The 26,793-nt window shown below is 40.4% G+C and carries 24 protein-coding genes; 19 read left to right on the forward strand and 5 right to left on the reverse strand.

The genetic code is table 11. The features are described from left to right. Positions 1 to 119 precede the first annotated feature (119 nt). Positions 120 to 911 (reverse strand): TIGR00266 family protein, encoded by a 792-nt coding sequence (locus tag RCG19_RS18915; RefSeq protein ID WP_308108369.1) that lies wholly within the window; start codon positions 909 to 911, stop codon positions 120 to 122. A gap of 331 nt (positions 912 to 1,242) precedes the next feature. Here RCG19_RS18915 and RCG19_RS18920 point away from each other — a divergent pair, with 331 nt between their 5' ends. From RCG19_RS18920 to RCG19_RS18970, 12 genes are all read left to right on the forward strand, one after another. Beyond that, a complete protein-coding gene (locus tag RCG19_RS18920; RefSeq protein WP_308108370.1) occupies positions 1,243 to 2,991 on the forward strand; it encodes a SulP family inorganic anion transporter in 1,749 nt (582 codons plus the stop codon). An 18-nt stretch (positions 2,992 to 3,009) separates the two neighbouring features. Next, a complete protein-coding gene (locus RCG19_RS18925) occupies positions 3,010 to 3,363 on the forward strand; it encodes an ArsR/SmtB family transcription factor (RefSeq protein WP_166242799.1) in 354 nt (117 codons plus the stop codon). 162 nt (positions 3,364 to 3,525) lie between these two features. Continuing rightward, a complete protein-coding gene (locus tag RCG19_RS18930) occupies positions 3,526 to 5,337 on the forward strand; it encodes a TIGR04190 family B12-binding domain/radical SAM domain protein (RefSeq protein ID WP_308108371.1) in 1,812 nt (603 codons plus the stop codon). Positions 5,338 to 5,597: 260 nt separating this feature from the next. After that, entirely contained in the window at positions 5,598 to 5,798 is a 201-nt protein-coding gene (locus tag RCG19_RS18935) for a cold-shock protein (protein WP_007083969.1), read from the forward strand. Positions 5,799 to 5,964: 166 nt separating this feature from the next. Then, positions 5,965 to 7,110 (forward strand): exonuclease SbcCD subunit D, encoded by a 1,146-nt coding sequence (locus tag RCG19_RS18940; protein WP_308108372.1) that lies wholly within the window; start codon positions 5,965 to 5,967, stop codon positions 7,108 to 7,110. Continuing rightward, positions 7,107 to 10,244, forward strand: a complete 3,138-nt coding sequence (locus RCG19_RS18945) for an SMC family ATPase (protein WP_308108373.1) — start codon at positions 7,107 to 7,109, stop codon at positions 10,242 to 10,244. Before RCG19_RS18940 ends, RCG19_RS18945 begins: the two co-directional genes overlap by 4 nt. A gap of 195 nt (positions 10,245 to 10,439) precedes the next feature. Then, entirely contained in the window at positions 10,440 to 10,958 is a 519-nt protein-coding gene (locus tag RCG19_RS18950) for a hypothetical protein (protein ID WP_308108374.1), read from the forward strand. Positions 10,959 to 10,999: 41 nt separating this feature from the next. Beyond that, positions 11,000 to 11,578 (forward strand): uracil-DNA glycosylase, encoded by a 579-nt coding sequence (locus RCG19_RS18955; RefSeq protein ID WP_308108375.1) that lies wholly within the window; start codon positions 11,000 to 11,002, stop codon positions 11,576 to 11,578. Positions 11,579 to 11,753: 175 nt separating this feature from the next. Further along, entirely contained in the window at positions 11,754 to 11,969 is a 216-nt protein-coding gene (locus RCG19_RS23755; RefSeq protein ID WP_374049623.1) for a histidine phosphatase family protein, read from the forward strand. Beyond that, complete coding sequence (locus tag RCG19_RS23760; protein ID WP_374049556.1) at positions 11,966 to 12,274, forward strand: histidine phosphatase family protein; 309 nt, start codon at positions 11,966 to 11,968, stop codon at positions 12,272 to 12,274. Before RCG19_RS23755 ends, RCG19_RS23760 begins: the two co-directional genes overlap by 4 nt. A gap of 102 nt (positions 12,275 to 12,376) precedes the next feature. Next, entirely contained in the window at positions 12,377 to 12,793 is a 417-nt protein-coding gene (locus RCG19_RS18965; protein ID WP_374049557.1) for a vWA domain-containing protein, read from the forward strand. Between the two features lie 66 nt (positions 12,794 to 12,859). Continuing rightward, positions 12,860 to 13,321: a GNAT family N-acetyltransferase gene (locus RCG19_RS18970; protein WP_308108376.1), complete on the forward strand. Its 462-nt coding sequence runs from the start codon at positions 12,860 to 12,862 to the stop codon at positions 13,319 to 13,321. 24 nt (positions 13,322 to 13,345) lie between these two features. Here RCG19_RS18970 and RCG19_RS18975 read toward each other — a convergent pair whose 3' ends face one another. Further along, complete coding sequence (locus RCG19_RS18975) at positions 13,346 to 14,650, reverse strand: Nramp family divalent metal transporter (RefSeq protein ID WP_166242783.1); 1,305 nt, start codon at positions 14,648 to 14,650, stop codon at positions 13,346 to 13,348. Positions 14,651 to 14,888: 238 nt separating this feature from the next. Here RCG19_RS18975 and selB point away from each other — a divergent pair, with 238 nt between their 5' ends. Continuing rightward, entirely contained in the window at positions 14,889 to 16,769 is a 1,881-nt protein-coding gene (selB, locus tag RCG19_RS18980; RefSeq protein WP_308108378.1) for a selenocysteine-specific translation elongation factor, read from the forward strand. A 118-nt stretch (positions 16,770 to 16,887) separates the two neighbouring features. Here selB and RCG19_RS18985 read toward each other — a convergent pair whose 3' ends face one another. Both RCG19_RS18985 and RCG19_RS18990 read right to left on the reverse strand, forming a co-directional pair. After that, positions 16,888 to 18,354 carry a TerD family protein gene (locus RCG19_RS18985; protein ID WP_308108379.1) on the reverse strand — a complete coding sequence of 489 codons (1,467 nt, stop codon included), beginning with the start codon at positions 18,352 to 18,354 and terminating at the stop codon, positions 16,888 to 16,890. 204 nt (positions 18,355 to 18,558) lie between these two features. Continuing rightward, a complete protein-coding gene (locus RCG19_RS18990) occupies positions 18,559 to 20,019 on the reverse strand; it encodes an alanine/glycine:cation symporter family protein (protein ID WP_308108380.1) in 1,461 nt (486 codons plus the stop codon). A 222-nt stretch (positions 20,020 to 20,241) separates the two neighbouring features. Here RCG19_RS18990 and RCG19_RS18995 point away from each other — a divergent pair, with 222 nt between their 5' ends. From RCG19_RS18995 to RCG19_RS19020, 6 genes are all read left to right on the forward strand, one after another. Then, positions 20,242 to 21,216 carry an efflux RND transporter periplasmic adaptor subunit gene (locus RCG19_RS18995; protein ID WP_308108381.1) on the forward strand — a complete coding sequence of 325 codons (975 nt, stop codon included), beginning with the start codon at positions 20,242 to 20,244 and terminating at the stop codon, positions 21,214 to 21,216. Beyond that, positions 21,216 to 21,926: an ABC transporter ATP-binding protein gene (locus tag RCG19_RS19000; RefSeq protein ID WP_308108382.1), complete on the forward strand. Its 711-nt coding sequence runs from the start codon at positions 21,216 to 21,218 to the stop codon at positions 21,924 to 21,926. The genes RCG19_RS18995 and RCG19_RS19000 overlap by 1 nt, the downstream gene beginning before the upstream one ends. Further along, positions 21,895 to 23,070 (forward strand): ABC transporter permease, encoded by a 1,176-nt coding sequence (locus RCG19_RS19005; protein ID WP_308108383.1) that lies wholly within the window; start codon positions 21,895 to 21,897, stop codon positions 23,068 to 23,070. Before RCG19_RS19000 ends, RCG19_RS19005 begins: the two co-directional genes overlap by 32 nt. A gap of 87 nt (positions 23,071 to 23,157) precedes the next feature. Continuing rightward, positions 23,158 to 23,829, forward strand: coding sequence for a response regulator transcription factor (locus RCG19_RS19010; RefSeq protein WP_166242771.1), 672 nt, complete (start codon positions 23,158 to 23,160; stop codon positions 23,827 to 23,829). Between the two features lie 9 nt (positions 23,830 to 23,838). Continuing rightward, a complete protein-coding gene (locus RCG19_RS19015; RefSeq protein WP_308108384.1) occupies positions 23,839 to 25,095 on the forward strand; it encodes a sensor histidine kinase in 1,257 nt (418 codons plus the stop codon). 100 nt (positions 25,096 to 25,195) lie between these two features. Next, positions 25,196 to 25,738: a PepSY-associated TM helix domain-containing protein gene (locus RCG19_RS19020; protein ID WP_308108385.1), complete on the forward strand. Its 543-nt coding sequence runs from the start codon at positions 25,196 to 25,198 to the stop codon at positions 25,736 to 25,738. Between the two features lie 36 nt (positions 25,739 to 25,774). Here RCG19_RS19020 and RCG19_RS19025 read toward each other — a convergent pair whose 3' ends face one another. After that, on the reverse strand, positions 25,775 to 26,668 hold the full coding sequence (locus tag RCG19_RS19025) for a cupredoxin domain-containing protein (RefSeq protein WP_308108386.1): 894 nt from the start codon (positions 26,666 to 26,668) through the stop codon (positions 25,775 to 25,777). Positions 26,669 to 26,793: the final 125 nt, after the last annotated feature.

Consider the following 26,793-nt stretch of genomic DNA (forward strand, 5'->3'; position numbering starts at 1 on the left):
GAATATCTTCCAACTTATTTTATTCCAACAATAAAATAAGTGTGCTAAGGCGAACATGTAGTGTGGGGGATAGAAACTGGGCACAAACAAAAGGCAGAATCGATTGATCCTGCCCCGCATTAGTCACCGTTAAACATATCAAAAATTCCGCGGGCAATGCTACCTTCATCTTTCGCTCCACCTCTAGAAGGGGCAGCGGCAAATACACGGCTCGCAAGCCTGCTAAACGGCAGCGATTGGATCCAAACAGAACCCGGTCCTTTTAAAGTGGCAAAGAATAACCCTTCGCCGCCGAACATGGCGGTTTTAATCCCTTTTACGAATTCAATATTGTAGTTAACATTACTAGTCATTGCTACCAAACAGCCTGTATCCACTCGCAAGGTCTGGCCTGGGAGAAGTTCTTTTCTCGTAATCGTTCCGCCGGCATGGACGAAGCACATTCCGTCTCCTTCGAGTTTTTGCATAATAAAGCCTTCGCCGCCGAAGAAACCAACCCCCATTTTACGTTGGAACTCTATGCCGACCTGTACGCCTTTGGCAGCAGCAAGAAAGGCATCCTTTTGACAGATAATTTTTCCGCCAAGTTCACTTAAATCCATTGGAATAATTTTGCCTGGATAGGGTGAGGCAAAAGAGACATGTTTCTTACCTATCCCCGTATTTGTAAAGGTTGTCATAAATAAGCTCTCACCAGTAATAACACGCTTACCGGCGCTGAATAGTTTACCCATTAATCCGCCACCGCTGCTGCTCGACCCGTCGCCAAAAATCGTCTCCATATGTATATCATCTTCCATCATCATAAAGCTTCCGGCTTCGGCCACAACTGTCTCTTGAGGATCAAGCTCTACCTCAACGAACTGCATATCATCACCATAAATCTTATAATCGATTTCGTGATTATTCATAACACAATCCCTCCCATTTTTTATTTTATAACTTATCTTCATTATAAAAAAGATAGGAAAGAAGTGCTAATTATATTTTCAAAAAAAAGAAGACGCCTGAGTAATCAGGCGTCTTCTGCGTATTGAGGCGAAAAACCACACTCCACATAGTGCGCTCCATTAAGGAATGTTTCTCGACTTACACAACTCAGCTCATCGCTTTGCTATTATAACATCTTACCGTACCAAACACAAGTGAAATATTTTCGAATTAAATACTTGATAATTATCCGCTATTATCATATATTCAAATAATCAGATATACAAAAATAACTAGATAAGAAGGGTGAATATGTTTACTGATAAAAGGTTCCATCATTATTCCTTAAGTAGCTTGCCAAAGGACCTCCTTGCAGGCGTGATTGTTGGGGTCATCGCGATTCCACTTGGCATGGCATTCGCCATTGCTTCAGGGGTGAAGCCAGAGTATGGAATCTATACAACAATTGTTGCCGGGATTCTCATCTCCCTATGCGGCGGTTCAAAGTATCAAATTGGCGGGCCGACGGGTGCCTTCATTCCGATTTTGTTTGGAATTGTCATGACATACGGCTATGAAAATTTACTTATTGCCGGGTTTATGGCTGGGATTATTCTCCTGTTCATGGGGATATTCAAACTGGGATCCTTGATTAAATATATTCCCAGACCGGTTACGATTGGATTCACGACCGGGATAGCTGTCACGATCTTCACGGGACAGATCGCTAGTTTCCTAGGATTAAAGGGGATAGAAAAGCATGAGGAGTTTATTAGAAACATTCAAGAAATTTTTACCCACCTTCATACAACCAGCCTATTTAGTGTAGTAACGGCAGCAATTTGTTTAGGAACCGTAATTCTAACGCCAAAGATTGCACCAAAGGTTCCAGGACCGCTCATTGGATTAATTGTATCCACAATGGTTGCCACCTTGTTTTTCCCTGGTCAAGTGGCCACAATCGGAACTGCTTACGGTGAAATCCCTAGTACATTGCCGCAAATCCATATTCCGACTATTAATATGGAGATCATGATGAAACTACTTAAGCCGGCATTCATTATTGCCATGCTTGGCGGGATTGAATCTCTGCTTTCGGCAGTTGTGGCAGATGGGATGACGAATAGTAAGCATAACAGTAACAAGGAATTAATCGGGCAGGGAATTGCCAACATACTTACGCCATTATTCGGTGGAATTCCAGCCACAGGTGCAATTGCCCGGACAGCAACGAATATTAAGAACGGAGCTATTTCACCTTTTTCAGGTATTATTCACGGGATCGTCGTGTTACTTGTTCTGTTGTTTTTTGCACCATATGCTTCTTATATACCACTAGCAAGTATGGCGCCAATCTTGATGGTGGTTGCCTGGAACATGAGTGAAAGAAAGGTATTCGCCCATATTTTAAAAATAAAATCCACTGATTCACTTGTCCTTGTTGTTACTTTTTTATTAACGGTTTTTGTTAATTTAACGATGGCAGTTGAGGTGGGACTAGTTATGTCTGCTATTCTTTTCGCCAAACGGATGAGTGATGTAATGGTGACGGAAAAGGTACTTCCAAATCCTCGGACCAAACATGAAAAAGTAGAAACGGGAATGGTAACAGACACACATGACTGTCCGCAAATCAGTATTTTTAATGTAGAGGGTCCGTTATTTTTTGGTGCGGCACTATCATTTGAAGAAACCATTATGAAGACGATTAATTATCGTCCAAAAATTCTTTTGCTTAGAATGGGTCGTGTTCCCTTTATTGATACTACAGGGGAAGCAAATTTAGCGCATATCGTTCACCATTTTTCGAAAAATGGTATAGTACTGATATCGGGTTTAAATTCGCAACCGGAAAAGGTTTTGAAAAAAACCGGGCTCTATGATGTCATTGGTGAGGAACATTTCTATGAACATACAGGGGAGGCCATTCAATACGCACTTGGGCAAATAAATAAAAATGAATGTCTTGGCTGTAAACATTTTGCTTTTAGAGAGTGTAAGAAACTCTCAGCTGTAGAGGCAGTGGATAGCAGCAGGAAAAGACTTAAAGCTACTTTCTAGTTTGGGGGTGATGATGAATTGAATTTGGAAATGCAACGATTTAAGGCAGAATTTTTTAAAGCGTTAGCACATCCATTACGAATCCGTATATTAGAGCTGCTGGCAGAAGGGGATAAGAATGTGAACGAACTTCAAACTCTTGTAGGCAGCGAGGGCTCTGCTGTATCGCAGCAGCTTCAAGTGCTTCGTGCGAAAAATATTGTTTCTGGAACAAAGGAAGGTAATAAGGTTATTTACACTTTGAAGGATTCGATGATTATTGAATTGCTAGCCGTGGCAAAACAAATTTTTAATAATCATCTTGTGGATACAATAACGATATTGGATAAATTTAAAGAGGATGAAGAAGATCCGGTAATGCCGAAGAATTAAAAAATTTCTTCGGTTTTTTCTATTTGTAAGGTGGAAAAACGGATATTGTTATATTTTGGTAATTATCGGTTTTTTGTAATATTTAGCCCGTTTGTTCACCTGGTAAATAGATTACTATTAAAGTAGTAGTTGATATAGAAAAAATAGGGATGGTGATTGACAATGTACGATTTAGTATTGCTTCATCCGCCAACAGTTTATGATTTCCGCAAAGAGATGCTGTTCACCGGCCCGATCAGCGATGTCGTTCCTTCTTCACCGGTGTTTGAAATGTATCCGATTGGTTTAACAAGTATCGGAGATTATTTAGAACGGTTCGGTTTAAAGGTGAAAATCATCAATATCGCTAACCGAATGCTCCTAAATCCTAATTTTGATGTGGAAAAGAAAATTAGAAAAATAAAGACGAAAGCGTTTGGGATTGATCTCCATTGGCTGCCGCATGCACACGGAAGTGTCGAACTTGCAAAGATAATTAAGAAATATCATCCCGATACCCCTGTCATGTTCGGGGGCTTATCCAGCACCTATTTTCACAAGGAGCTCATTGAATATCCTTTTATCGATTTTGTCCTACGAGGGGATACCACCGAAAAACTAATCCTCCTGTTGCTGAATCAATTGGCGAAAAACGAAACGGACAGTTTTTATGATATACCGAATTTAACATGGAAAAAGGGCGATTCCTATCATTTTAATGAAATGACCTATGTCCCAGATAGTTTGGATGAATTTAATTTACCTGGTTACCGGTATATCATCAGGTCGGTCTTTAAGTATTTTAATCTATTAGACCCGCTGCCATATAAAGGCTGGCTGCAGTATCCAAATACAGCCATTCTGACGTCAAAAGGGTGCACGTACAATTGTTTAATTTGTGGCGGTTCCAAAGATGCGTATGACCTTAATTGTAACCGGAAAAAGCTGGTGATGCGCTCGCCTCAAAAGATGCTCGAGGACATCGCGTTAATCCAACGATTTACCAGGGCGCCGATTTTCTTGTTAAACGATATTAGACAGGGTGGAAAAGGGTATGTTGATGAATTTTTAACAGGATTAGAACAGATGGACTTGAAGAATGAAATTGTTTTTGAGCTATTCAATTATGCAGATGAAGAGTTTTTCAAGCGGCTGAACAAAGCAATGCCCAAGTACAGTATTGAATTAACATTAGAGTCGGCAGATGAGGATATTCGAAAATTTAATGGAAAACTGCCATGTACGAATGTGAAGGTAATTGAAATGCTGCAGTATGCACTAAAACATAACTGTGCAAAAATTGATTTATTTTTCATGACGGGAATTCCCAATCAAGATTACGACAGTGCAATAAGAAATGTAGATTTTTGTGAAAATATTCACAATGAATGCGGTGAAGATGTTCGAATCTCGTATTTCGTTGCCCCGCTTTCACCGTTTCTTGACCCCGGGAGCCCTGCTTTTGAACATCCGGAGAAATATGGCTATAAAAAATTCTGTCATAAGCTAGAAGACTTCCGGGCGGCCATGAAGCAGCCATCATGGAAAAATATGCTGAGTTATGAAACGAATAAAATGACAAGGGAAGACATCGTGCGTGCTACCTACGATTCAGCGTTAAAATTAAATGAATTTAAATACAAACATCATATCGTTTCAAAGGATGTTCACGATGAGGTAGCAGTTAAAATTGATAAATCAGTCGAATTTCTCAAACGATTAGATGAACTAGCACTATTACCTGATCAAGAACAAAAAATAGAAATGGCAAAAATTAAGGAAGAGGTCGACAAGATTAATCGACACAGTATTTGTGGTAAGAATGAACTTAAATGGGAGGTGAAAAAGCTCTTTGCCGATTTCCCGTCTTTGACCTACATCGGGATGGAATTACTTGTAAAGGACATCATAAAAGGCATCAAGTGCCGATTAGGAAAAATTGATCGAAATATCGCGGTTATTCCAAACTCACAAAGCAATAATATGGAAAAATAGCAATCTCTCATTTATCCTGAATAATAGGGGCGAAATGTAGAATTCTGTAGGTTTATGTCACCCTTTCCTTTATTGACTTTTGGGCTATAAATATGGTAAATTATGAGTAGCCGTTGCACGAGATTAGATTTATATTTACACGCTTTGTTCAAAGTTTTAACCGATGTTTGGATGAGGAAATGAAAGTAAAGCTATCACGTTGTAATTTGGTGAATTTACACATGGCTTACGTGTATAAGCCAATAGGAGGATTTTTTTACATGAAAAACGGTAAAGTAAAATGGTTTAACTCAGAAAAAGGTTTCGGATTCATCGAAGCTGAAGACGGAAATGACGTATTCGTTCATTATTCTGCTATCCAAACAGAAGGTTTCAAAACTTTAGAAGAAGGTCAAGAAGTATCTTTCGAAGTTGTTGAAGGTGCTCGTGGACCACAAGCTGCAAACGTAACTAAAAAGTAAATTTAATCCACTAATGATAACAGCCCGGCAATGTGCCGGGCTGTTTTTTACTGTCTTTGGTAATATATATGATTTCATTTGTTAGGATTTCCCGGCTCGTGATCAGCCCTATTTTGCTATAATAGTAGTATTGATAAAACGTAAAAATAGTAATTGGGGTGAAAAGATGAAATTTATCCATACAGCGGATTGGCATTTAGGAAAGCTGGTTCATGGTGTCTATATGACAGAAAATCAACGAGAAGTACTCGAGCAATTCGTCGAAATTGTTGCTGAAGAAAAACCGGATGCAGTGGTTATTGCCGGTGATCTTTATGATCGTTCTGTACCGCCGACAGATGCTGTTGAGTTACTTGATGAAATTCTTTTTAAAATGAATGTCGAGTTAAAAACACCAATTGTAGCAATTGCCGGAAATCATGATAGTGCCGAGCGCCTGTCATTTGGTAGTTCGTGGTATAAGCATAGCCAATTTTATCTCTCGGGTAAATTATCGGACAGCTTTAAACCGGTGCAAATTGGCGGAGTGAATTTTTTCCTTGTACCCTATGCCGAACCCGGAATCGTTCGCCAGCTCCTTGGGGATGAGTCCGTCCATTCCCATCAAGATGCAATGAAAGCTCTGATTGGTAAAATGGAGGAATTCATTAACCCGAATGAACCAAACGTCTTGGTTGGACATGCCTTTGTTTTGGGTGGTCAAACCTCAGACTCTGAACGGATATTATCGGTTGGGGGCTCTGGGTGTGTTGGAGCAGAATTGTTTGAACCCTTTTCCTATTCAGCACTTGGCCATCTCCACAGTCCTGATGCCATCAACCATCAAAAAGTCAAATATTCTGGCTCGCTCTTAAAATATTCTTTTTCCGAAGCAAAACAAAAAAAGTCTATTTCTATTGTTGAAATGGATGAAAAAGGAAACTTTACGCACCGCTATCGCTCACTTACGCCAAAACATGATATGCGGGAATTAGAAGGGCATCTAGAGGAGCTGTTGGATCCGCATTTTTATGAAAAAGAACAGCTTCATGACTTTTTAAAAATTACCCTTCTCGATGAAGGTGCGTTGATTGATCCGATTAATAAATTAAGGCAGGTTTATCCGAATGTTCTTCATCTGGAACGGAAGATTGATATCACCGATTTAAAGAAAAAACAGTCTTTTCATGCCCTCCGAAGCGAGAAAAAGTCAGAAATTGAGTTATTTGAACAATTTTATGCAGAAATGACCACCGCTGAATTTACAGATGATAAGAAAGTGGTAATGGCTGATATTATTGACAAAGTGTTGAGAGAGGGGGGCTTACATTGAAACCATTGAAATTAACAATGCAGGCGTTTGGACCCTATGCTGGCAGGGAAGAGATTGACTTTACTTCATTAGGCAACCGCACGATGTTTGTCATTTCAGGAAAAACTGGAGCAGGCAAGACGACGATTTTTGATGCGATTAGTTATGCGATTTATGGTAAAGCAAGCGGTGAGGATCGTAATGGCCCAGAGCTCCGCAGTCAATTTGCTGCCAATGACTTGTTAACAGAGGTTTCACTAGATTTCTCCTTACGAAACAAGGTGTATTCAATTACTCGGTCCCCACAGCAACCGAAGAAGAAAGACAAGGGTGACGGCTTTACACAGCTTGGCGCAAAGGCCGAATTATATATGTGGAATGAGGAAGGCGAGAAAACCCTGCTGGCAACAAAGATTAGTGATGTAGAGGAAAAGATAAAGGAAATCATGTTAATTGACGCGAATCAGTTCCGGCAAATCTTAATGATTCCGCAAGGAGAATTCCGCAAGCTGTTGACCTCTGACAGTAAGGATAAAGAAGTGATTTTACAGCGGCTGTTCCATACCCAGCTCTATAAAATGGTTGAGGACAAGTTAAAGGAAGAAGCGACGGTACTGAAAAAATCGGTTGAAGACCAAGTCCAAGCTCGCAATGAAGCCATTCGCCGTATTCAGGCAGTAACGAATGGAGAGCTCCTTGATTACCTGGAAGCGGGCAGCGTTAATGACACCGTTATTATGCCGCTGTTACAAGCTGAAATTGTAGGTTTGGCTGAAATGCTTGAACAACTGAATTCCGATTATAGCAACAGGCTTCAGGAGCAGGACCGGTTAAAGGGGCAGTTATTCGAGGCAGAAGCAATCTTGAAACAGCTGCAAACAAGAGATGCATTAAAGAACCAAAAAGGGCAGCTTGAATCCCAAAAGGATTTATTTGTTGAAAAGGAGCTCCAGGTTCAGAATGCGCAAAAGGCTGCACTCCTTGCACAGCAGGAGGAGCTATGCCATCGCTTAAAACGAGATGCTGACAAACTGATGGGTGAAGTCCAAACGATTAAGGAAAGAATAGAAAACTTGGACGTGCTTGGTAGGCAGCATGAGGATGAGCTCCAAAAAGAGGTCAAACGTGAAAACGAGCGGCAGGCTGTCTTAGAAAAAGTGAATCAGTTGCTTAATATAAAAGAGGACGTATACTCGTATCATGCCTTAGTTAAGGAAACCTCGGTAAAAGCTACACTTTTAAACGCAGCTAAGGAAAAGTTGCAAAAGGCCGAAGGGAATCTGGTTCAAAATGATGAAATAATGAAATCCCTTCAGCTGCAAAAGTCCGAGATTGAAAAAGGGCAGCTAACTTATTTGGAGAATGAGCGGCAAATGGAAAGGCTGCAAACCGAGCTTGACCGCTTTGAAAAATATGAAACGTTCTATGTACGCCACCAGACAGCAGTGGAAAACCTTAAGGCAATTACTGATCGATATGAAAATACGTTCGCAAAATTCATGGATGCCAAGGCACTTGTGGAGGACTTGGAAGGTAAATGGCTTCATGGACAGGCCACCCTCTTAGCTTCAAGACTCCAAACTGGAGAGGCTTGTCCTGTATGCGGCTCTGAGCACCATCCTTCTCCGGCAATAAGGCAGGATGGGAGCATTCCAAATGAACATGACATGAAGACGGCAAAAGAGCTTGCTGCCAAATGGGAAAAGGAAAAGTCTGCAGATGAAGCAAAGCTTTATCAGAGCCAGTCCACAGAAAAGATTCAGAAGGAAGCCCTTGCCGAAATGACAGCAGAAATACGTGCAGTCCGAGCAGATTTTACCAAAAGCAATCTATCATTTGTGAAAGCTGAAACGATTGCAGCCAAAAACGCACTCAAACAGATTCAAGCCGATCTTGATAAGAAAATCAAACAACTTCATCAAATTAACCAAGAATGGGACAAAAGAGAATCTGATAAGATTCTGTTACAAAACGCAATCCAGCAATTTTCTACTGACGTGACAGAATTGACGGTGCAATACACGGAAAAGAACACGAATTTAACTAGAATGATGGATGTTATCCCTGAGAATTTGCGTTCGGAGGCGGAATACGAAAAGGCTTTTTTTACAGCAAAAAGTCAACATGAAAAATTGGTGAAGCAGTTAGAAGATGCACAGAAAAACTTACAGACAGTGAGAGAGAAGCTATCTACTGAATCCGCTCGATTGAAGGATGCTGAGAAACATTTAGCCGATAAACAACATGAACTTACTCATGAACGAGAAATCTTTATCAAAAATTTAGCTGTGCAAGGCTTTGAAAAATATGGCATGTATGCTGCTTCTAAGCGTTCAGAGGAAGAGATACGTAGCCTTGAGGCTGAAATTCGCAGTTATCGTGAAGAGCTGCGTTCGGTTTCGGATAGGTTGAAGGAATTAACGGATTTGTTAGCAGAGGTCAAAACTCCGGATGTTGAAGGATTAAAGACTGAGCTTGCGAAACTGGGAATAGCCATCGAAGAAGTAAACCAAAAGAAGAATGATCTTTTTGTTAAAAAGCGTGATAATGAAGAAATTTATAACCGAGTTGAGCAATTGAATGAACGTATGAAGCTTTTAGAGGAACGGTATAAATTAATGGGTCATCTCTATGAAATAACCAAAGGACAAAATAATTTCCGGGTCACGTTTGAACGGTATGTGCTTGCCGCTTTCTTAGATGATATATTGCGAGAAGCCAATGTCCGCTTGCGAAAGATGACTTCCGGACGTTTTCAATTGTTAAGAAAAACGGACCGATCAAAAGGAAATGCCCAAAGCGGCTTGGAATTGCTTATCTTTGACCAATATACTGGTCAGGAACGCCATGTGAGAACCTTATCGGGCGGCGAAAGCTTTAAGGCATCCCTTTCACTTGCATTAGGTCTAGCAGATGTGGTGCAAAACTATGCTGGCGGTGTCTCGTTGGAAACAATGTTTATCGATGAAGGGTTTGGCACGCTTGACCCTGAATCGCTAGACCAAGCGATTGAAGCTTTAATGGATATCCAGAGCAGCGGTCGTTTAGTCGGTATTATCTCACACGTCCCGGAATTAAAGGAAAGAATTGATGTCAGACTTGAAGTAATTGCAGGTCAGACAGGCAGCAGAACGGAATTTATGTTTACGAACTAAATGGTATTCATGCAGCGGATTTCGTCGAGACGAATTCCGCTGCATTTGGAGTTTCAGCACTTTTATCATCAAAGGCAGAAAAAATGCTAGGAAGGTATTAATGAGAATAATTAAAAATATTGAGATCTAGTTTGGTATGAATTTCCTAATAATGCAGAATAATATGCTCATACATTATTAGGGGTGCTCCTTTACATGAAAATTTCAACCATTATGATTGCGGGACTAATTGTGGTTTTTTGCCTTCCTGCTTTGAAATTCCAGGCAGAAGACCTACCGAGCTTATCAGCTGATTGCCTTGAAAATAGGGGAAAACGAGATGTGGAATTTAATAAAGCAATCATGAAAGATATTATTACTGGGCTGGAATTGGACATTGATGATCAAAGGTATACAGAGGTAACAGATAGGGGATTAGATGCTGCTCACCTTATTTATGGTGGAAAAGAACTTGATGAAGTGTATCAATCACTACATCAACAATTCATCGTAGCCTCCCGTGGTAAACCGAGTTTATTTGTCAGGCCATTAGAAGCCTATTTGCTATATAAGCAGCCGGATAATACCAATGTTGCGGTGCATCTAAAGCTTACCAATTTTAAGTGGGAAGTCGTGGAAAAGAAAAAGGCAAAGGGTAATGCTATTACCTATAAACTGTTGAAATGTGAAAAAGATTATCTCAAGAAAAAAAGAGAATACTACAACAAGGACTAATCACTGCCTTTTTAAGCCATCTCAGTCTGGAGGAAAGTTGCATGACAGAATTTTGTCCGTCCCTTTGGCCGGAAGAACCAACACCTGAAGACCAAATCAATTGCTGTAAATGCGGCCTAGACAAGCATGGTTCCCGAATGATTTGGGGTGAAGGAAACCCGGAAGCACCAATCATGATTATTTTGGATAATCCCGGCGCACGGGAGGATCGTGAAGGGAACTCCATTGTATGTGGGACAAGGCAAACTTTGCAAAAAGGAGCCAGTGAATTTGGCTTGACGATGGAAGATATATATGTGACCTTTATTTTAAAAAGAAGACCTGTTCGTGCCTATGAAAAAGAAAAAACAAGACAGACATGTATGTGGCATCTTGACCAACAGCTTATGGCAAAAAAGCCAGAGCTCATTTTGTGTTTAGGGAATGTTGCGGTTCAGTCGTTTTTCCAAGAGCCTGAGGCGGAAGTCAAGAAACTTCGCGGCACCATTCATCAAGTCCAGGGTTACCCCACTGCGGTAGGCTACCACCCATTAGCAGTTCGACGCAGGCCTAATCTTTGGTCAACATTTGTGGAGGATTGGAAATTAGTTGCGGAACATTATCAAAATAAACTAACATAGAGAATATATAACCAAATGCGATACTTAAATGGAATAAGTGTCGCATTTTCCGTTGGATAAAAAGTATATTAAGATTGTAGAAGAATGAAAGTTTCATTTCTGAAAGGGGAAGGTCAAAATTACAACCATTTGCATAATTCGTCATGGCGAAACTGATTGGAATGCGATAGGCAGAATTCAAGGAAGTACGGATATTCCGTTAAATGAAAAGGGCGTTCAACAAGCTGAGGAATGTGGCGTGTTCCTAAAACGAACTTCGTGGGATGTCATCATAACAAGTCCTCTAAAAAGGGCGAAGGTAACAGCGGAAATCATTAATAGCAGTATAAATATTCCGCTTGTTGTAATGGAGGAATTTAAGGAAAAATTTTTCGGGAAGCGGAAGGATTGACTTTTGAGGAAAGGAAGGCGAAATATCCAGACCATCGGTATCCTAATGAAGAAGATGAGTTGTCCCTTTCGAAACGAGTTATGGCAGGTTTGGATAAAATAAAGCAAGAATACCGGGATCAAAGGGTGTTGCTGGTAATACATGGGGCAGTAATAAATTCGATTCTTGCTGAAATATCTAACGGTGAATTGGATTATCGGAAAACTAAGATAGAAAATGCGTGTTTCAATGATATTCACTTCCATGAAAACAGGTGGAAAATCAAAACACTTAATCAGGTTTCACACCTTTCGCAATACTGTTAGTTTCCCCCATAAAGGTAGATTTTCTCTGCCAGTATTATCCGGCTATAATCCATACTTAATAACCTAAAATAAGATGGTTCACTCATTCAAATAAAGGGGTTGATGGGATTGAAATGGCATAAAACTATGCTTTCCATGATCCAGCAGCGGCAAGATAAAAAGGTTGCGCTGGCTGTTGATACATCCACGAATGAAGCACCGAGCCTTTTGATCAATAACATAGTGAAACTGTTTGAACAACTGAAACCAGATACGATATTGGTTCAAGCAGATTTCAAAATTCGAAGTATTTCCCCCGTAAAAAGCGATACGATTAAATACTATACGCATGGGAAATCTTCCTATACATTAGTGCTGGAGTGGGCAAAAGAAGAAAACATTGATACCCTGTTTTATATTACAGATGTCACCGGCTTTTTTTCTGAAGAAATGGATAAGGTGGATTTTGAATTATTTTGGCTTGTTCCGGGAGCTATTTTGCCAAGAGTACCATTTGGAAAAGCTATTAAAGTTGCCTGAAATTTTTTCCTTCCCCCACTTTTTGTGGGGGATTATTTATGTTTAGTAAAAGAGGAGTTTTAAAGCATGATTAAAGAGATTGATTTACATAGGTGTGACCTTGTCAAGGAATTGTTTGAACTGCAAAAAGCTTCTTATTTAGTGGAGGCAAAGTTAATTAACTTTTTCGATATTCCCCCACTGAAAGAGACAATGGAAGCGTTAAAAGGGTGTGGCGAATTATTCTTGGGCTATTTTGAGGACACAAAACTCGTTGGTGCGCTTTCCTATACGATTGAGGGAGAGGAACTGACGATTTGCCGAATGGTCGTCGATCCTACCCATTTTCGTAAAGGAATTGCACAAAGGTTGTTGGAGGAAGTAGAGAAAAAGAATAAAGATTTAAACGTTATTAAAGTATCGACAGGTAAAGACAATCCACCAGCGAAAAAACTGTATCTAAAAAATGGCTATAGGTTGGTTGGCGATGTTGAAGTAGTTCCAGGGTTGTTTATAAGTAACTTCAAAAAAACACCATCAAAAAAATGATAGTGTTTTTCCTTTTTGTAAATATTACCCCATAATCATCTGAATAACCATCCAAACATTTAATCCGAGAATAATTACTGCAAACAACGATGAAAGAACGGTTGTAATTCGTTTATTCGTCAGCACACCCATGAGGTCTTTCTTTTGTGTGTAGTAGATTAAGGCGATAATTGGAAATGGTAATACAGCACTTAGCACGACTTGGCTAATAATTAATGTTTGAGTTGGATCGACACCGATGGCTACGATAATCACGGTTGGAAGCATGGTGACCAAGCGGCGGATCCATAATGGAATGGTGAATCCCACGAACCCCTGCATGATGACTTGCCCAGCCATAGTACCGACAACAGAACTTGAAACACCCGAAGCAAGTAAAGAAATTAAGAATACACTGGCTGCAGCTGAACCAAGTAATGGTGTTAAGGTATGGTACGCCGTTGTTAGGTCGGCAATATGGCTTTGACCGGATGTATTGAAAACCGATGCCGCCATATACATCATCGCTAAATTGACGAAGCCGGCAAGTGTCATCGCAATCAAGATTTCTTTTGTACTAAACTTTTGAATTTTTATTTTTTCCATATCATTACGAGGAACAATCCGGTTCTGTGTTAAGCTCGAGTGCAAATAAATCGCATGCGGCATAACAGTTGCGCCGATTACTCCGACAGCGAGCATAATGCTTTCACTGTTACCAAGCCATGGTACAACACTATGGTAGGCAATTTGTGAGAAGTCTGGCTTGGAAAGGATTGTTTCCACTAAGTAACAAAGGCCGATTAGCATCGCAAAGGCAGCGATGAATTTTTCTAACGGCCGGAAGCCAAATTTTTCTAACATCAAAATCAAATAAGTGACGACACCTGTAATAATGGTAGCAAACAACATGGGAATGCCAGCAAGTAAGTTTAATGCGAGTGTTGCCCCTAAGAATTCGGCAAGGTCTGTTGCCATCGCTGCTAACTCTGAAACAATCCACATGATCATGGTAAGCCATTTCGGCATATGATCCCGGCAAATTTCAGGCAGGCTTTTCCCTGTGGCGATTCCTAGTTTGGCAGACATGTTCTGTAAAAGAAGCGCCATTAAGTTAGCTAACACAATTACCCAAAGCATTTTATAACCAAAGCGGGCACCGCTTTGAATGTTAGTAGCAAAATTTCCCGGATCAACATATGCAATAGATGCGATGAAGGCAGGACCAAGAAACGGCAATAATGCACGAATTCCTTTTACTTTTCCATTTATGGCATCTCTTGCGGCGGATACTGTCCGATCTTCCGTTGCCCGAGCCTTGTCAACTGCAAGTGAATTAGTTTGGCTCATCAGATACCAACCTTTCTTTTGTGTTTTTCGTAGGCGCAAGGTTTGTTCTCTAGTGAACAAAAGTTGCGTAGATGCAAATTTATAAACCCATTATATAAAATTTTGAAAAATTTGTGAATGTTTTTGCCTAAAAAATTATTATTTTTTGTGGTCAGAAATGAATTCAACTATGTTCACTTGAACAAAGTGGCTTTAAAGGCTACAGTAGAATGGTAGAACGATTAAGAAGGTGGCAAGCTTGGAAAAACGATATTTTACCATTGGGATGGCGGGGCATATTGACCATGGAAAAACGTCTTTAACAAAAGCGTTAACCAATGTTGATACGGACCGACTTAAAGAAGAGAAAGAACGACAAATTTCGATTGAACTCGGATTTGCTCCATTATATGAAGACGATGAAATCCAAATTTCTGTTATTGATGTTCCTGGACATGAACGGTTTATCAGGCAAATGATTGCCGGAGTTGCCGGAATTGATTTGGTGGTGCTGGTCGTTGCGGCAGATGAAGGTGTGATGCCACAGACAAGGGAACATCTGGAAATTCTAAAATTTTTAGGAATAAAGAATGGTGTAATTGCAATCACAAAAATTGACAGGGTAGACGAAGAGTTTATTGAACTGGTCAAGGATGATATTTTAGAAGAGCTAACCGCTACTGTTTTTGAGGACGCTCCATTTGTGCTCGTTGACAGCCTATCAAAAAAAGGAATTAGTGAGATAAAAGACCTAATTATCAAATCCTTAATGGAACAAGAAATGCGTGACGCAAAAGGGGCTTTCCGTCTGCCGATTGATCAAGTGTTCACGGTTAAAGGTCAAGGCACTGTCGTGCGTGGAACGGTTTATGAAGGGACCGTTGAAGAAGGACAAACATTGAAAATAATGCCGACCGGGCTGGAGGTAAGAGCCAGGCAGATACAAGTACACCATAAGCAAGCCCAAAAGGCGTTTGCAGGACAGAGGACCGCAATTAATCTTTCAAATGTATCAAGGGAAGATTTAGAACGGGGAGATGTCCTTGTTTCGTCCGAACATTTTATTGTGACGAAAACAGTAGATGTGGCAATTCGGGTAGTTGAGGATCTTGAACATCTGGTCAAGCAACGGATGCCAATTAAGCTTCATATTGGCACGGCGGAGGTAATGGGACGGATTGTATTCTTTGACCGTAATGAAATTAAAGAAGAAAATGGCGAGATTCTTTGTCAGTTGCGACTCGAGGAGGAAATACTGACGAAACGCGGCGATCGCTTCATTTTACGTAGACCAAGCCCTCAGGAAACAATTGGCGGCGGCTGGGTTATTGACCCACGTGGAAATAAGTATCGCTTCGGAAATCAGACTGTTGAAGAGCTTGAGAAGAAAAAGGTTGGTACACCAAAGGAACGAATAACGGCAGCATTAGTGGAAGGGAAAAGCCTTCCGATACATGAGTTAATCAAACGGACAGCACTTGATGAGGAAGTATTAAAGGAGCAATTGACAGATGCCGAATTTGTTTTATTTAATGGAAAAGAGTATACACTTCAATCAATAATCAATTCCATCGAAGAAGATGTATTTGATAGATTACAGGAATTCCATCTGGCTTATTCAATGAAAACAGGAGTAAACAAGGCAGAGCTATTACATATTTTACAAAAAAGGTTCCCTAAATCCTTGCTTGATTTTGTCGTAGAAAACGGAATCACAAATCGAATTTTTAAGCGGAAAGAACAATTCGTATCCCTAAAATCCTTTGTTCCCCATGTCCCGAAAAGCTGGGAAAAGCGGACCGACAATTTGCTAAAGGAATTAAAAAAGGATGGGCTTATGGTCCGGTATCTTAAGGATTATTTTTCTTCTGCAGGGATTCCAGATAACTTGGAGTTTGACTTAAAGAGATTCCTTGAAGACCAGGCATTAATCGTTCAGCTAGATGAGCAATTTGCCTATGTTGGGGACGTTTTCAGGGAAGCAGTTGATAAACTTCGGAGTCGAACAGGTACTGAATTTGAAGTCGGTGATGCAAAGGAAATTCTTGGCCTTTCAAGAAAATACATGATTCCATTTTTAGAAAGATTAGATGCTCAGGGTCTTACAAAGAGGGTAGAAAATAAACGTGTTTGGCAATAAGAAGAGCGAACTACACTAGCTGATGGCGACTGGTGCTGGACGTTTCTCAATGTCGAAATCTATCCTATCCCAAAATAGTAAAAGCCCCATTTCCTAGTTGGAAATAGGGCTTATTTTATTACGAAAGAAATTCAGCTGGGTTTAGGCCAAGCTCCCTGCAGATATCTGCAACCATCTGTTGTTCATTAGGGTCGAAGTTACCATCTGCATAGCCAATTGCAATGCAATAGCGGGCAACTAATCGCGCTATTTCGGGCTTAGTTCTTATCTTCCCAAGGGCACGAAATGCTTCGGCGCGACCCAACATGCGGTCATTTTCCATTTTTGTAATGAATAAATTGAATTTCTGAATGACCTTATTTGTATCGAATACGCGTAATTCTTCACTTTGATGAACAAATTCGAGCATTTTCTGCCGTTCCGCCGCGTCTAGATAACCGTCGGCCATGGCGACTAAAGCACAGGCAGCAACAACGGCATCTAGTACGTCCTGGCTTTTATAACGATTGAATACATCCTGTGCTTTTCGCTTTTGATTGTTTGCCCATTCGGCATAATCTGTTTGCGAAGGAGACCAATTATTACCACAGCTATTACAGCTGAACTTTAATTGATTCTGGCCAATAAACCCCCCAAGTAAACCGACCGGTCCTAGGATTAACCCGCCTATAGCTGCCTTACCAAGACCAAATCCCTTTTTCCCGGTTCGAACATTTGTTGAATGGCAGCGCGGGCACATTATATCGTCACCGCCATAAGTTTGACGGGAGTTAGAAGTCGATGGGTATGCCGTCTGTGATGGATACCCATAGGCCGGCTGCTGGTGGGAGCTATTACCTGGCTGGTTGTTCTGTTGATATGGATTATAGCTAGTTTGGTTTTGCTGATAAGGATCATATTGGTTCACATGACTTTGCTGAAATGAATTATTTGGTTGAAAAGAGTTAGTAGGAATTTGATTTTGTTGATAATTTAGCTGTTGAGTTGCTGCTGATGCATTTGCAGGTGGATCATCCACTGTTATCCCAAAGTTGCGGCACAAGGCAGCTAATCCACCTTGAAAACCACTTGCGATTGCATTGAATTTCCATTCGCCATTATGACGGTATACTTCAGCTGCAACAATTGCTGTTTCCACCGTAAAGTTCCTGCCTAAGTTAAACCGCAATAATTCTTCATTCGTCAGCTCATTAAAAATACGAACATAAGATTCTGCTATTTGTCCGAAATTTTGCTGTTTGACCTGTGCATCGTGAATCGTAATCGTAAATGCAATTCGGTGAATATGAGCGGGTACTTTCTTCAAATCAATTCTGATCTGTTCATCATCATTGACACCCGAACCAATTCTGCTGTCACCGCTGTAAATGATTGAGCCATTTCCCCCATTAGGATTGTTATAAAAAACAAAGTCCTGGTCACTGTTTACTTTTCCAGATTCGCCTAATAAAAATGCTGAGGCATCCAAATCAAAGTTGGAACTGAGATTGCTGCCATTCCAGCCCAAACCGACAACAACATTTTGCAAGCCGGGATGTGATTTCGTTAAGTCAACCTTTTGTCCTTTACTAAGTGTAACACCCACACTTGTCACTCCTTATCCATATCTTTTTATATGTAGATTATAATGCAATTTTTGAAAAGGGAAAAACTTCAAGATTAAGAAAATAATTTACTGCTCTTTAATTGTACGAGATTGGGGACAAAAAGTTTCATTTTATCTTCAGCTAAAAGAAATGAGGGACTAACTATTAATAAGTTAGTCCCACAATCCCAATTATTTCATGCATCAGCCTGTCTTTTCAGTTTCAAGTGGATTAGAATGCTCATGCTCCCAATAATCTGCATTTTTAATTCCCAGCTTAACAGGGTCAAACACTGGATCTTTTCCGTCTTTTAATTGAGCTTCATAGTCTTTTAACACTTTAAAGGCCGGTTTTGTTAGGAGAAGGATCGCGATGATATTTAACCAAGCCATACTTCCTACCCCGACATCGCCTAAGGCCCATGCAAGACCAGCTGTTTTGACACTGCCGTAGAATACCATTCCGCAGATGACAACTTTTAAAAGGAAGATAGTCCAAGGACGTTTTGTTTTTCTATTAATATAGGCAAGGTTTGTTTCTGCCATGTAATAATAGGCCATAATGGTCGTAAAAGCGAAGAAAAACAATGAAATCGCTACAAACGGAGCCCCAAAGGAAGGGAAAACGGCTTCTACGGCTTTTTGTGTATAGCCAGGACCTGGTTCCATTTTTCCAAGGTTTGTAACAATCGCTTTTCCACCCTCAGGAGTAACATTGTACATACCTGTGATGAGAATCATAAATGCTGTTGCAGAACAAACTAATAAAGTATCTACGTACACCGAGAATGCTTGTACAATTCCTTGTTTCGCGGGATGCGATACTTCAGCAGCAGCTGCAGCATGTGGTCCAGTACCTTGACCAGCTTCATTTGAATAGATTCCACGTTTAACTCCCCATGAAATGGCTGCACCTAGGATCCCGCCAAATGCCGCATCCGTACCAAAAGCACTTGAGAAGATTAGTTTTAACACGCCAGGTAATTCAGAAATATTCATAAAGGTAATAAGAAGAGCAACTAAAATATATCCTAAGGCCATGAACGGGACAACAAATTCAGCAACCCGAGCAATCCGTTTTACACCGCCAAAGATGATGATAGCGAGGAAAACAACGATAATGCCGCCAGTTATCGCCGGACTAATTCCGAAAGCGTTTTCAACACTTAAGGAAATACTATTTGATTGAACCCCCGGTAGAAGCACTCCTGTTGCGATAACGGTTACAATAGCAAATAAAACAGCATACCATTTAATATTTAGTCCCTTTTCTATGTAATATGCAGGGCCGCCACGGTATTGACCATCCTGTTTTGTTTTATACACTTGCCCTAAAGCAGACTCGATGAAGGCGGAACCAGCACCTAAGAAGGCCATCATCCACATCCAGAAAACCGCACCCGGTCCTCCAAATGCAATAGCGGTTGCAACACCGGCAATGTTTCCTGTACCAACACGGCCTGATAACGAAAGACTTAATGCTTGAAATGAAGAAATACCTGCTTCAGATTTTCCCCCTTTAAACATCAACGATACAATATCTTTCATATGTCTGACTTGAAGAAACCTAGTGGCAATTGTGTAAAACAACCCTACCCCTAAACACAAATAAATTAATGCCTGACTCCAAATAATTCCATTTAACCAATTAACAAAGTTCTCCATAAATTTCCCCCTTTTTTCTTTATGTTTCTTATTATATAACAGAATATTATACAAAAGAAAGAATTTTTTCAATTATTAATTATTTCACCATACTAAAGCGTTAGACTACTATAACATCCCAACTTTTCCTTTAAGGAAAAGTTAAGGAACAAACTGAATAATGGGCTTATTCTAAAACAGATTCTGGCATGATGACCAGGATTAGAAAAGGAGTAAGCATAGATGAAAAAATGGATTTTAATAGGAGTAGGGGTTCTGGTAGTTGGTTTTGTCGGCTATCAATGGTATTCCTCAAAAACAAATACCCAAACCACTATGTCTCAAGGGAGAACGGCAGTTGTTCAAAAAGGGAAGTTGGAAGTTGATATTAGCGGATCAGGAACAGTTCAACCGGTCATAAGTGCAGATATTAAATCAATTAGCAATAATGAGGAAATTGATGAAGTGTTAGTGGCAACGGGCGAGGAAGTAAAGGAAGGGGACGAACTGATTACCTTTACAGATGGCAGTGATCCAATTACAGCACCTGCTACCGGGAGAATTACTACTATTTCCGTAGCTGCTGGCGAGCGTGTTACTTCCGGACAAGTTGTTGCGCATGTGACAAACTATCAAGACTTACAAACATTGGTTCAAATTGATGAGCTTGATATTAGTAAAATTAAAGAAGGTCAAGTTGTTAATGTAAAGGTAAATGCTTCTCCGGATCACACATATACGGGAAAAGTATCGGCGGTTGCTGATGAAGGTATATCCACTAATGGGGTATCGACATTTGATGTCACCATTCATATTGATAACGCTGAAAGCCTCAAAGTCGGAATGAGTGTCGAAGCAAGTATTCTAACAGCAAGTAAAGAGGATGCTCTTTATGTTCCTCTAGATGCAATTCACACTGCCAATGGTGAAAAATATGTTCTTGCAGTTTCATCCGGATCTGATAACCAGACCATTGAAAGTGAGCAAAAAGTTGTGAAGACAGGCCTAGCAAATGAAGATTACGTTGAAATTACTGAAGGTATTTCAGCAGGAGATACGATTCAATTACCTCAATTGGCTTCAGGGAACTCCACCAATAATTCCCGCAGAATGATGCAAGGCGGTTTTGGCGGCGGTATGGGAGGTATGGGTAACATGGGCGGAATGAACCGTAATGGAGGTGGACCCGGACAAGTGAGTGGAAGGAGTGGAAACTAATGGGTAGACCAATCATTCAAATAAGTAATCTCATGAAAACCTATATGCTTGGTGGTGAAACGGTACATGCCTTACATGATGTATCAATTGAGATAGAAAAAGGTGAGTTTTTAGCCATTATTGGCCCATCTGGATCGGGAAAATCGACGCTCATGAATATGATTGGCTGCCTTGATAGGCCACAATCAGGTAAATATCTCCTCGATGGTAAGGATATTGGGAAAATGAATGATAACCAATTGGCCATTATTCGTAATCAGAAAATCGGTTTTATTTTTCAAAACTTTAATTTGTTAACGAAATTAACTGCGCTTGAGAATGTAGAATTGCCGTTGCTGTACAGTGGTGTACCAGCAAAGGAACGACGCGAACGGGCCTTGGGCGGCTTAACCAAAGTTGGGTTACAAGAGAGAGCGGGTCATTTACCAACCCAGCTTTCAGGCGGTCAGCAACAAAGGGTAGCCATAGCAAGGGCCCTTGTTAGCAATCCGGCTATTCTCCTTGCAGATGAACCCACCGGTGCACTCGATAGCAAAACAAGTAAGGAAATTTTAAAAGTCATGAAAGAATTGAATGAATTGGGCCATACGATTATTTTAATTACTCATGATTTAGCAATTGCCAAACAAGCGAATCGAATGGTAAGCATTCAAGATGGGCAATTGCAGGAGAGTGGAGGTGAACACATTGGGAGTCGTGCAATCTATTAAAATGGCTCTGCGTAGTATAAAGGGGAACAAACTCAGATCTGCTCTAACAATGCTCGGGATGATTATCGGGGTTTCTTCGGTTATCATTCTCGTTTCGATAGCCCAGGGATCGGCACGAAATGTAACTAGTCAAATCAATCAGCTAGGTACGAATCTACTAACAATCAATACGTTTGGAACGGATGTAGCCCTAACAGAGGATAAAATTAGTGAATTGAGTAAATTAGACGGCGTCAAAGCGGTGTCACCAGTCGTCTCAGGACGTGTGAATGTGAAAAAAGATCGGACAACCTCACAAGTTACCTTGACTGGGACGAATGCTGACTACTCGACTGTTCGAGATACATCGGTAAGTGCGGGCCGTTTTATTACCGATCTTGATATGGAGTACCGGCAAAAGATTGTCGTTCTTGGTGCGGATACTGCTACTACATTTTTTGGAACTGAAAACCCCGTGGGGCAATATCTCCAAATAGAAGGAACATCGTTTAAGGTTGTAGGGGTGCTGGTTTCTAAAGGTAGTTCAATGGGACAGAGCGGGGACAATGTTGTCATTGTACCACTTAGCACAGGTCAGCGCTTAGTAAAAAGTTCGACAATCAATCAGGTCTATTTACAGGGGAAAAGCGAGGATCAAATGGATTTTGTGATGAATGAGATTAAAATGACAATGGCTTCACTTTATCCAAATAAGAGTGATTCCTATAGTGTGACAAACCAGCAAGATATCATGGACACGATGAGTTCTGTTTCTGATACCATGACGATGATGTTGGGAGGTATTGCCAGCATTTCCTTACTTGTTGGCGGGATCGGCATCATGAATATCATGCTCGTTTCTGTTTCGGAACGGACAAAGGAAATTGGAATTAGAAAAGCAATTGGCGCGAAAAGACGGGATGTCCTTCTTCAATTTTTGATTGAAGCGGTTGTGTTAAGTGGTGTCGGAGGAATCATTGGCATAATAGCGGGGGTTGGCTTAGGGAAAATATTATCAACACTATTAAGGTTGAGCGTTTCATTTTCTTCTTCCGTCCTTGTATTGTCCTTTTTATTCTCGCTAGTTGTCGGAGTTGTATTTGGGGTATTTCCTGCAAATAAAGCTTCAAAACTAAATCCAATTCAAGCGCTAAGATATGAATAGTGCAGGTATAAGGCGGATCGCTACTATTGCGTCCGCTTTATTTCCGATATAATGATGTGAATTCCCTTTTATAAAGGAGAGGTAGAAATGCGTTTATTAGTAGTTGAAGACAATCTTCCCTTACTTGAGTCCATTGTCCAGCTTTTATCAGATGAATTTGAGGTCGATCAAGCCTCAAACGGGGAAGATGCATTATTTCTTGCGATGCAAAATATTCATGATGCCATTCTTTTGGATGTGATGATTCCGGAAATTGATGGCTTTGAGGTCTTGCAAACGATCCGAAAAGAAGGATTAAAGATACCTGTTTTATTCCTTACCGCTAGAGATTCTTTAGAGGATCGCGTGAAGGGGTTAGACAGTGGGGGTGATGATTACTTAGTTAAGCCTTTTCAGGCAGCTGAGTTAAAGGCAAGAATTCGGGCATTGTTAAGAAGAAGTGGCAGTTTAACCACAAATCAAACGATTCAATATCGGGGAATTGAGCTAATGGGTAAGGAACGAGATATTTTAGTCGATGGCGAGTCGATAAAACTGACTGCCAAGCAATATGTGCTCCTGGAATATTTGATTCAAAATAAAGGAGCTATTTTAACGAAAGAGCAAATTTATGATCGTGTATGGGGGTTTGACTCTGATACCACCGTTGCGATTGTAGAAGTGTTTGTGCATCATCTTCGGAAAAAATTAGAGCCCTTTGGGTATCATACCGATATAAAAACTGTCCGCGGTGTCGGCTATATGTTGAATGTAGAATAGGAGTAGCAAATGTTTCGTCAAACACATATCAGGCTTACATGGTTAAATTCATTGGTCTTTATAGTTGTAATTAGTATCCTAGGATGCATTATTTATTTTTATACCGATAATAAACTGTATAAGGATGTTAATCATTCCTTACTTGAATCTGTTAATCATTTTCAACAATTGTCAAAAGGTCCGGGAGAAATTCGCGGCGGCGATGGGGATCCTCGATTTGTTAGAAGAGACCCAAGAATTATTACTTTAATATGGGATGATAATAATCGGCTTTTAGCGGGAGAAACAAGGGATTCTCAACTTTTTCAAGATAATGAGGAACTCGTCCATCCAAAAAAATTAAACAGCTTGCAGGATATAGAGGTTGAACACTTTTCGTTTCGATATGTTGCCATCGAGGTAGTAAGTCCTGAACTTGGAAACGTGACTGTTCAATTTATTCGCAATGTAAATTCGGAAAAAGAATTATTGGACAGACTGTTGTTGATTATGCTGATTGGTTGTGGTGTGGGAATCATTTGTGCTGTTGCCTCGGGTTATTTCTTAGCCGGAAGGGCATTGGTTCCGATTAAAAATGCCTGGCAAAAGCAGCAGGAGTTTGTTTCGGATGCCTCGCACGAGCTACGGACGCCTCTAGCGGTTATTCAGGCTAAAACTGATTTGCTATTAAGGGCGCCATTTGCCACTGTACAGGAAAAAATTCTTGATGTTTCGACAATTTCAAATGAATCAAGAAGACTTTCGAAACTAGTAACCAATTTATTAACCCTAGCCAGATCTGATTCTGATCAAATTGAAATGAAAAAGTCGGTCTTCCAACTGGATAGTCTTTTAACGGAAATCATGCATCACTACGAAGAAATAGCGATGTATCAAGAAAAGTCACTTCGGATTGAGGCGCTTGAGCCTGTTACAATTTTTGCAGATAAAGAAAGAATTCATCAATTGATTGTTATTCTAGTAGATAACGCTCTAAAGTATACAAAAGAGGGCGGCGAAATCGTGCTAACGTGCAAGCAAAGTCATTCTTCGATTTTCTTTCAGGTAAAGGATAACGGGATGGGTATACCTGAAAAAGATATCCCAAAAATCTTTGACCGTTTCTATCAAAGTGATAAGACGCGGACAGCGGCTGAAGGAACAGGGCTTGGACTATCGATTGCCAAATGGATTATCGAGAAGCATCACGGAAAAACAAAAGTGCAGAGCACGGTTGGTCTCGGAACAACAATTGAAGTCACGTTTCCAAAAGCCCAAAAAAGATAGTAAATGGGCTTTTTTTTAAGATTATCTTAAGGAATTCCCTTCATAATAAGTTTATCAATTGATATAAGCATGAGGTAAATTCGAAGGGAGTTCAATAAGTATGAAGAAAATGAGAAGAGCGCATTTATGGATTGGCTTAATTGCTTCAATTCTTATCTTGATGGAGTCAATTACGGGATTGGTGATGAATGAGCCATGGTTAATCGGGCAATCACAGGTAGAAGGCAGGAGAGGAAACTTCCAACCGGGCCAATTTAATCGTGGGCCTTTTAATCAGGGACAAGCTGAGCAAGGAACCACATCTGATTCTAGCCAGAATCCAAGACAAGATACTCAGATACAGGGGCAAATTGGTTCAATTGAAAGTGGCCCATTCCAAAGATCGTCAGGATTTAACGGGAATGGAAATATCGCTGGTAGTATACGCGGAGGAGGAATGGGTCAAGGGTCTTTCCTTAGCACGATCAGAGGTCTACACGAAGGTAGAATTGGCAACACCAACATTAAGTGGTTGATTGATCTAACAGCACTAGCGATGATAGTTCTTACTGGGTCGGGAATCTACTTATCTAGCAAGGTTCTCCGTGCCGAAGGTAAACGAAAGAAACGCCAAAATGATAGCTTAGATAGCATAGCAAACTAGAAAAATGGCTGCCAGGGAATCCCATGGCAGCCATATTTATTCTACAATGATCGTACCTTTAAACATCTTCATTCCACAACTGAACGTGTATTCGCCTGTTTTGTCAGGTGTGAAGGATAGGTTTGTTGTTCCGGTCTTTAAATTTAGGTTATTTACATTAAAATCAGGAATCATGAAGGTGGATAAACAGCTATTATTTTTAAGCGGATTTTCAATTTCCAGTTCAACTGGAACTCCCTTTTTCACCCGGATGACATTTGGTGTGTAACCTTTTTCCGTTACGAGCATTTTCACTTTGGGTGTACTTTCATTAGTGACATCAAGTTCTGTTTTTTTCACTTGCTGATTGGTCGGTTCTTGTGAGGCTTGTGCCTGCGGAGTTTCACTTTTCCCCGGAATTTCGACCATATCGCTGCTATACATAAATAAAAACAATGAAACGAGCACCACTCCACCCGCGATAATCGCAAAAGGTGAAAGCTCCCCCGTATTGATTGAAAACTTACTATTCGTGGCAACGTGAATATACACAAGGACGAACCCGATAATGACAATATAAAAGCCTAATAGGATACCCAGTAAAATTGTCGGGTTAATAAATTGAAGAAAAACGCCTAAAATAGCACCGTTTATGCCTCCCATTAAACCGGAAATGGCGCCCATGAGGATGGCTAATAAACCGATAGGGTGCCCGGCCAAGAAACCAATGACGAAACCAATAATCATACTGACACCAACGACAAGAAATGTCTCACCAGAGGTAATTCCGATAATACTACCGGAAGTTAAGCCCGTTATGACGGCAATAACCATACTAATCATTATTCCTGGTATGTTGGCTAATTGGTTTTTATGACGGTAAACAAGATAAATCGAATAACCGGTGCCGATGGTAACAAAAACAGCTGAAATAATTGAAAAAATACTCATGTTTCGTCTCCTCTTTTGTGTTGACCTCTAGAAATAACCAACATAAGAGTATTATAAATGCTAATTAATGCTATGAAGGTATTGGGGATATGAACGTTTTATGAATATTGGAGATGAAGGAGGTG

This window comes from Neobacillus sp. OS1-2 (genome assembly GCF_030915505.1).
Taxonomy (GTDB): domain Bacteria; phylum Bacillota; class Bacilli; order Bacillales; family Cytobacillaceae; genus Neobacillus.

Coding starts and splice junctions, on each gene's coding strand:
- RCG19_RS18935 (WP_007083969.1), top strand. CDS start 5,598: ATGAAAAACGGTAAAGTAAAATGGTTTAACTCAGAAAAAGGTTTCGGA.
- RCG19_RS19000 (WP_308108382.1), top strand. CDS start 21,216: ATGGGTAGACCAATCATTCAAATAAGTAATCTCATGAAAACCTATATG.
- RCG19_RS19010 (WP_166242771.1), top strand. CDS start 23,158: ATGCGTTTATTAGTAGTTGAAGACAATCTTCCCTTACTTGAGTCCATT.
- RCG19_RS18940 (WP_308108372.1), top strand. CDS start 5,965: ATGAAATTTATCCATACAGCGGATTGGCATTTAGGAAAGCTGGTTCAT.
- RCG19_RS19020 (WP_308108385.1), top strand. CDS start 25,196: ATGAAGAAAATGAGAAGAGCGCATTTATGGATTGGCTTAATTGCTTCA.
- RCG19_RS18915 (WP_308108369.1), bottom strand. CDS start 911: ATGAATAATCACGAAATCGATTATAAGATTTATGGTGATGATATGCAG.
- RCG19_RS18965 (WP_374049557.1), top strand. CDS start 12,377: ATGGGATTGAAATGGCATAAAACTATGCTTTCCATGATCCAGCAGCGG.
- RCG19_RS18930 (WP_308108371.1), top strand. CDS start 3,526: ATGTACGATTTAGTATTGCTTCATCCGCCAACAGTTTATGATTTCCGC.
- RCG19_RS18920 (WP_308108370.1), top strand. CDS start 1,243: ATGTTTACTGATAAAAGGTTCCATCATTATTCCTTAAGTAGCTTGCCA.
- RCG19_RS18955 (WP_308108375.1), top strand. CDS start 11,000: ATGACAGAATTTTGTCCGTCCCTTTGGCCGGAAGAACCAACACCTGAA.
- RCG19_RS18950 (WP_308108374.1), top strand. CDS start 10,440: ATGAAAATTTCAACCATTATGATTGCGGGACTAATTGTGGTTTTTTGC.
- RCG19_RS18975 (WP_166242783.1), bottom strand. CDS start 14,650: ATGAGCCAAACTAATTCACTTGCAGTTGACAAGGCTCGGGCAACGGAA.
- RCG19_RS19025 (WP_308108386.1), bottom strand. CDS start 26,668: ATGAGTATTTTTTCAATTATTTCAGCTGTTTTTGTTACCATCGGCACC.
- RCG19_RS18990 (WP_308108380.1), bottom strand. CDS start 20,019: ATGGAGAACTTTGTTAATTGGTTAAATGGAATTATTTGGAGTCAGGCA.
- RCG19_RS18970 (WP_308108376.1), top strand. CDS start 12,860: ATGATTAAAGAGATTGATTTACATAGGTGTGACCTTGTCAAGGAATTG.
- RCG19_RS19015 (WP_308108384.1), top strand. CDS start 23,839: ATGTTTCGTCAAACACATATCAGGCTTACATGGTTAAATTCATTGGTC.
- RCG19_RS18995 (WP_308108381.1), top strand. CDS start 20,242: ATGAAAAAATGGATTTTAATAGGAGTAGGGGTTCTGGTAGTTGGTTTT.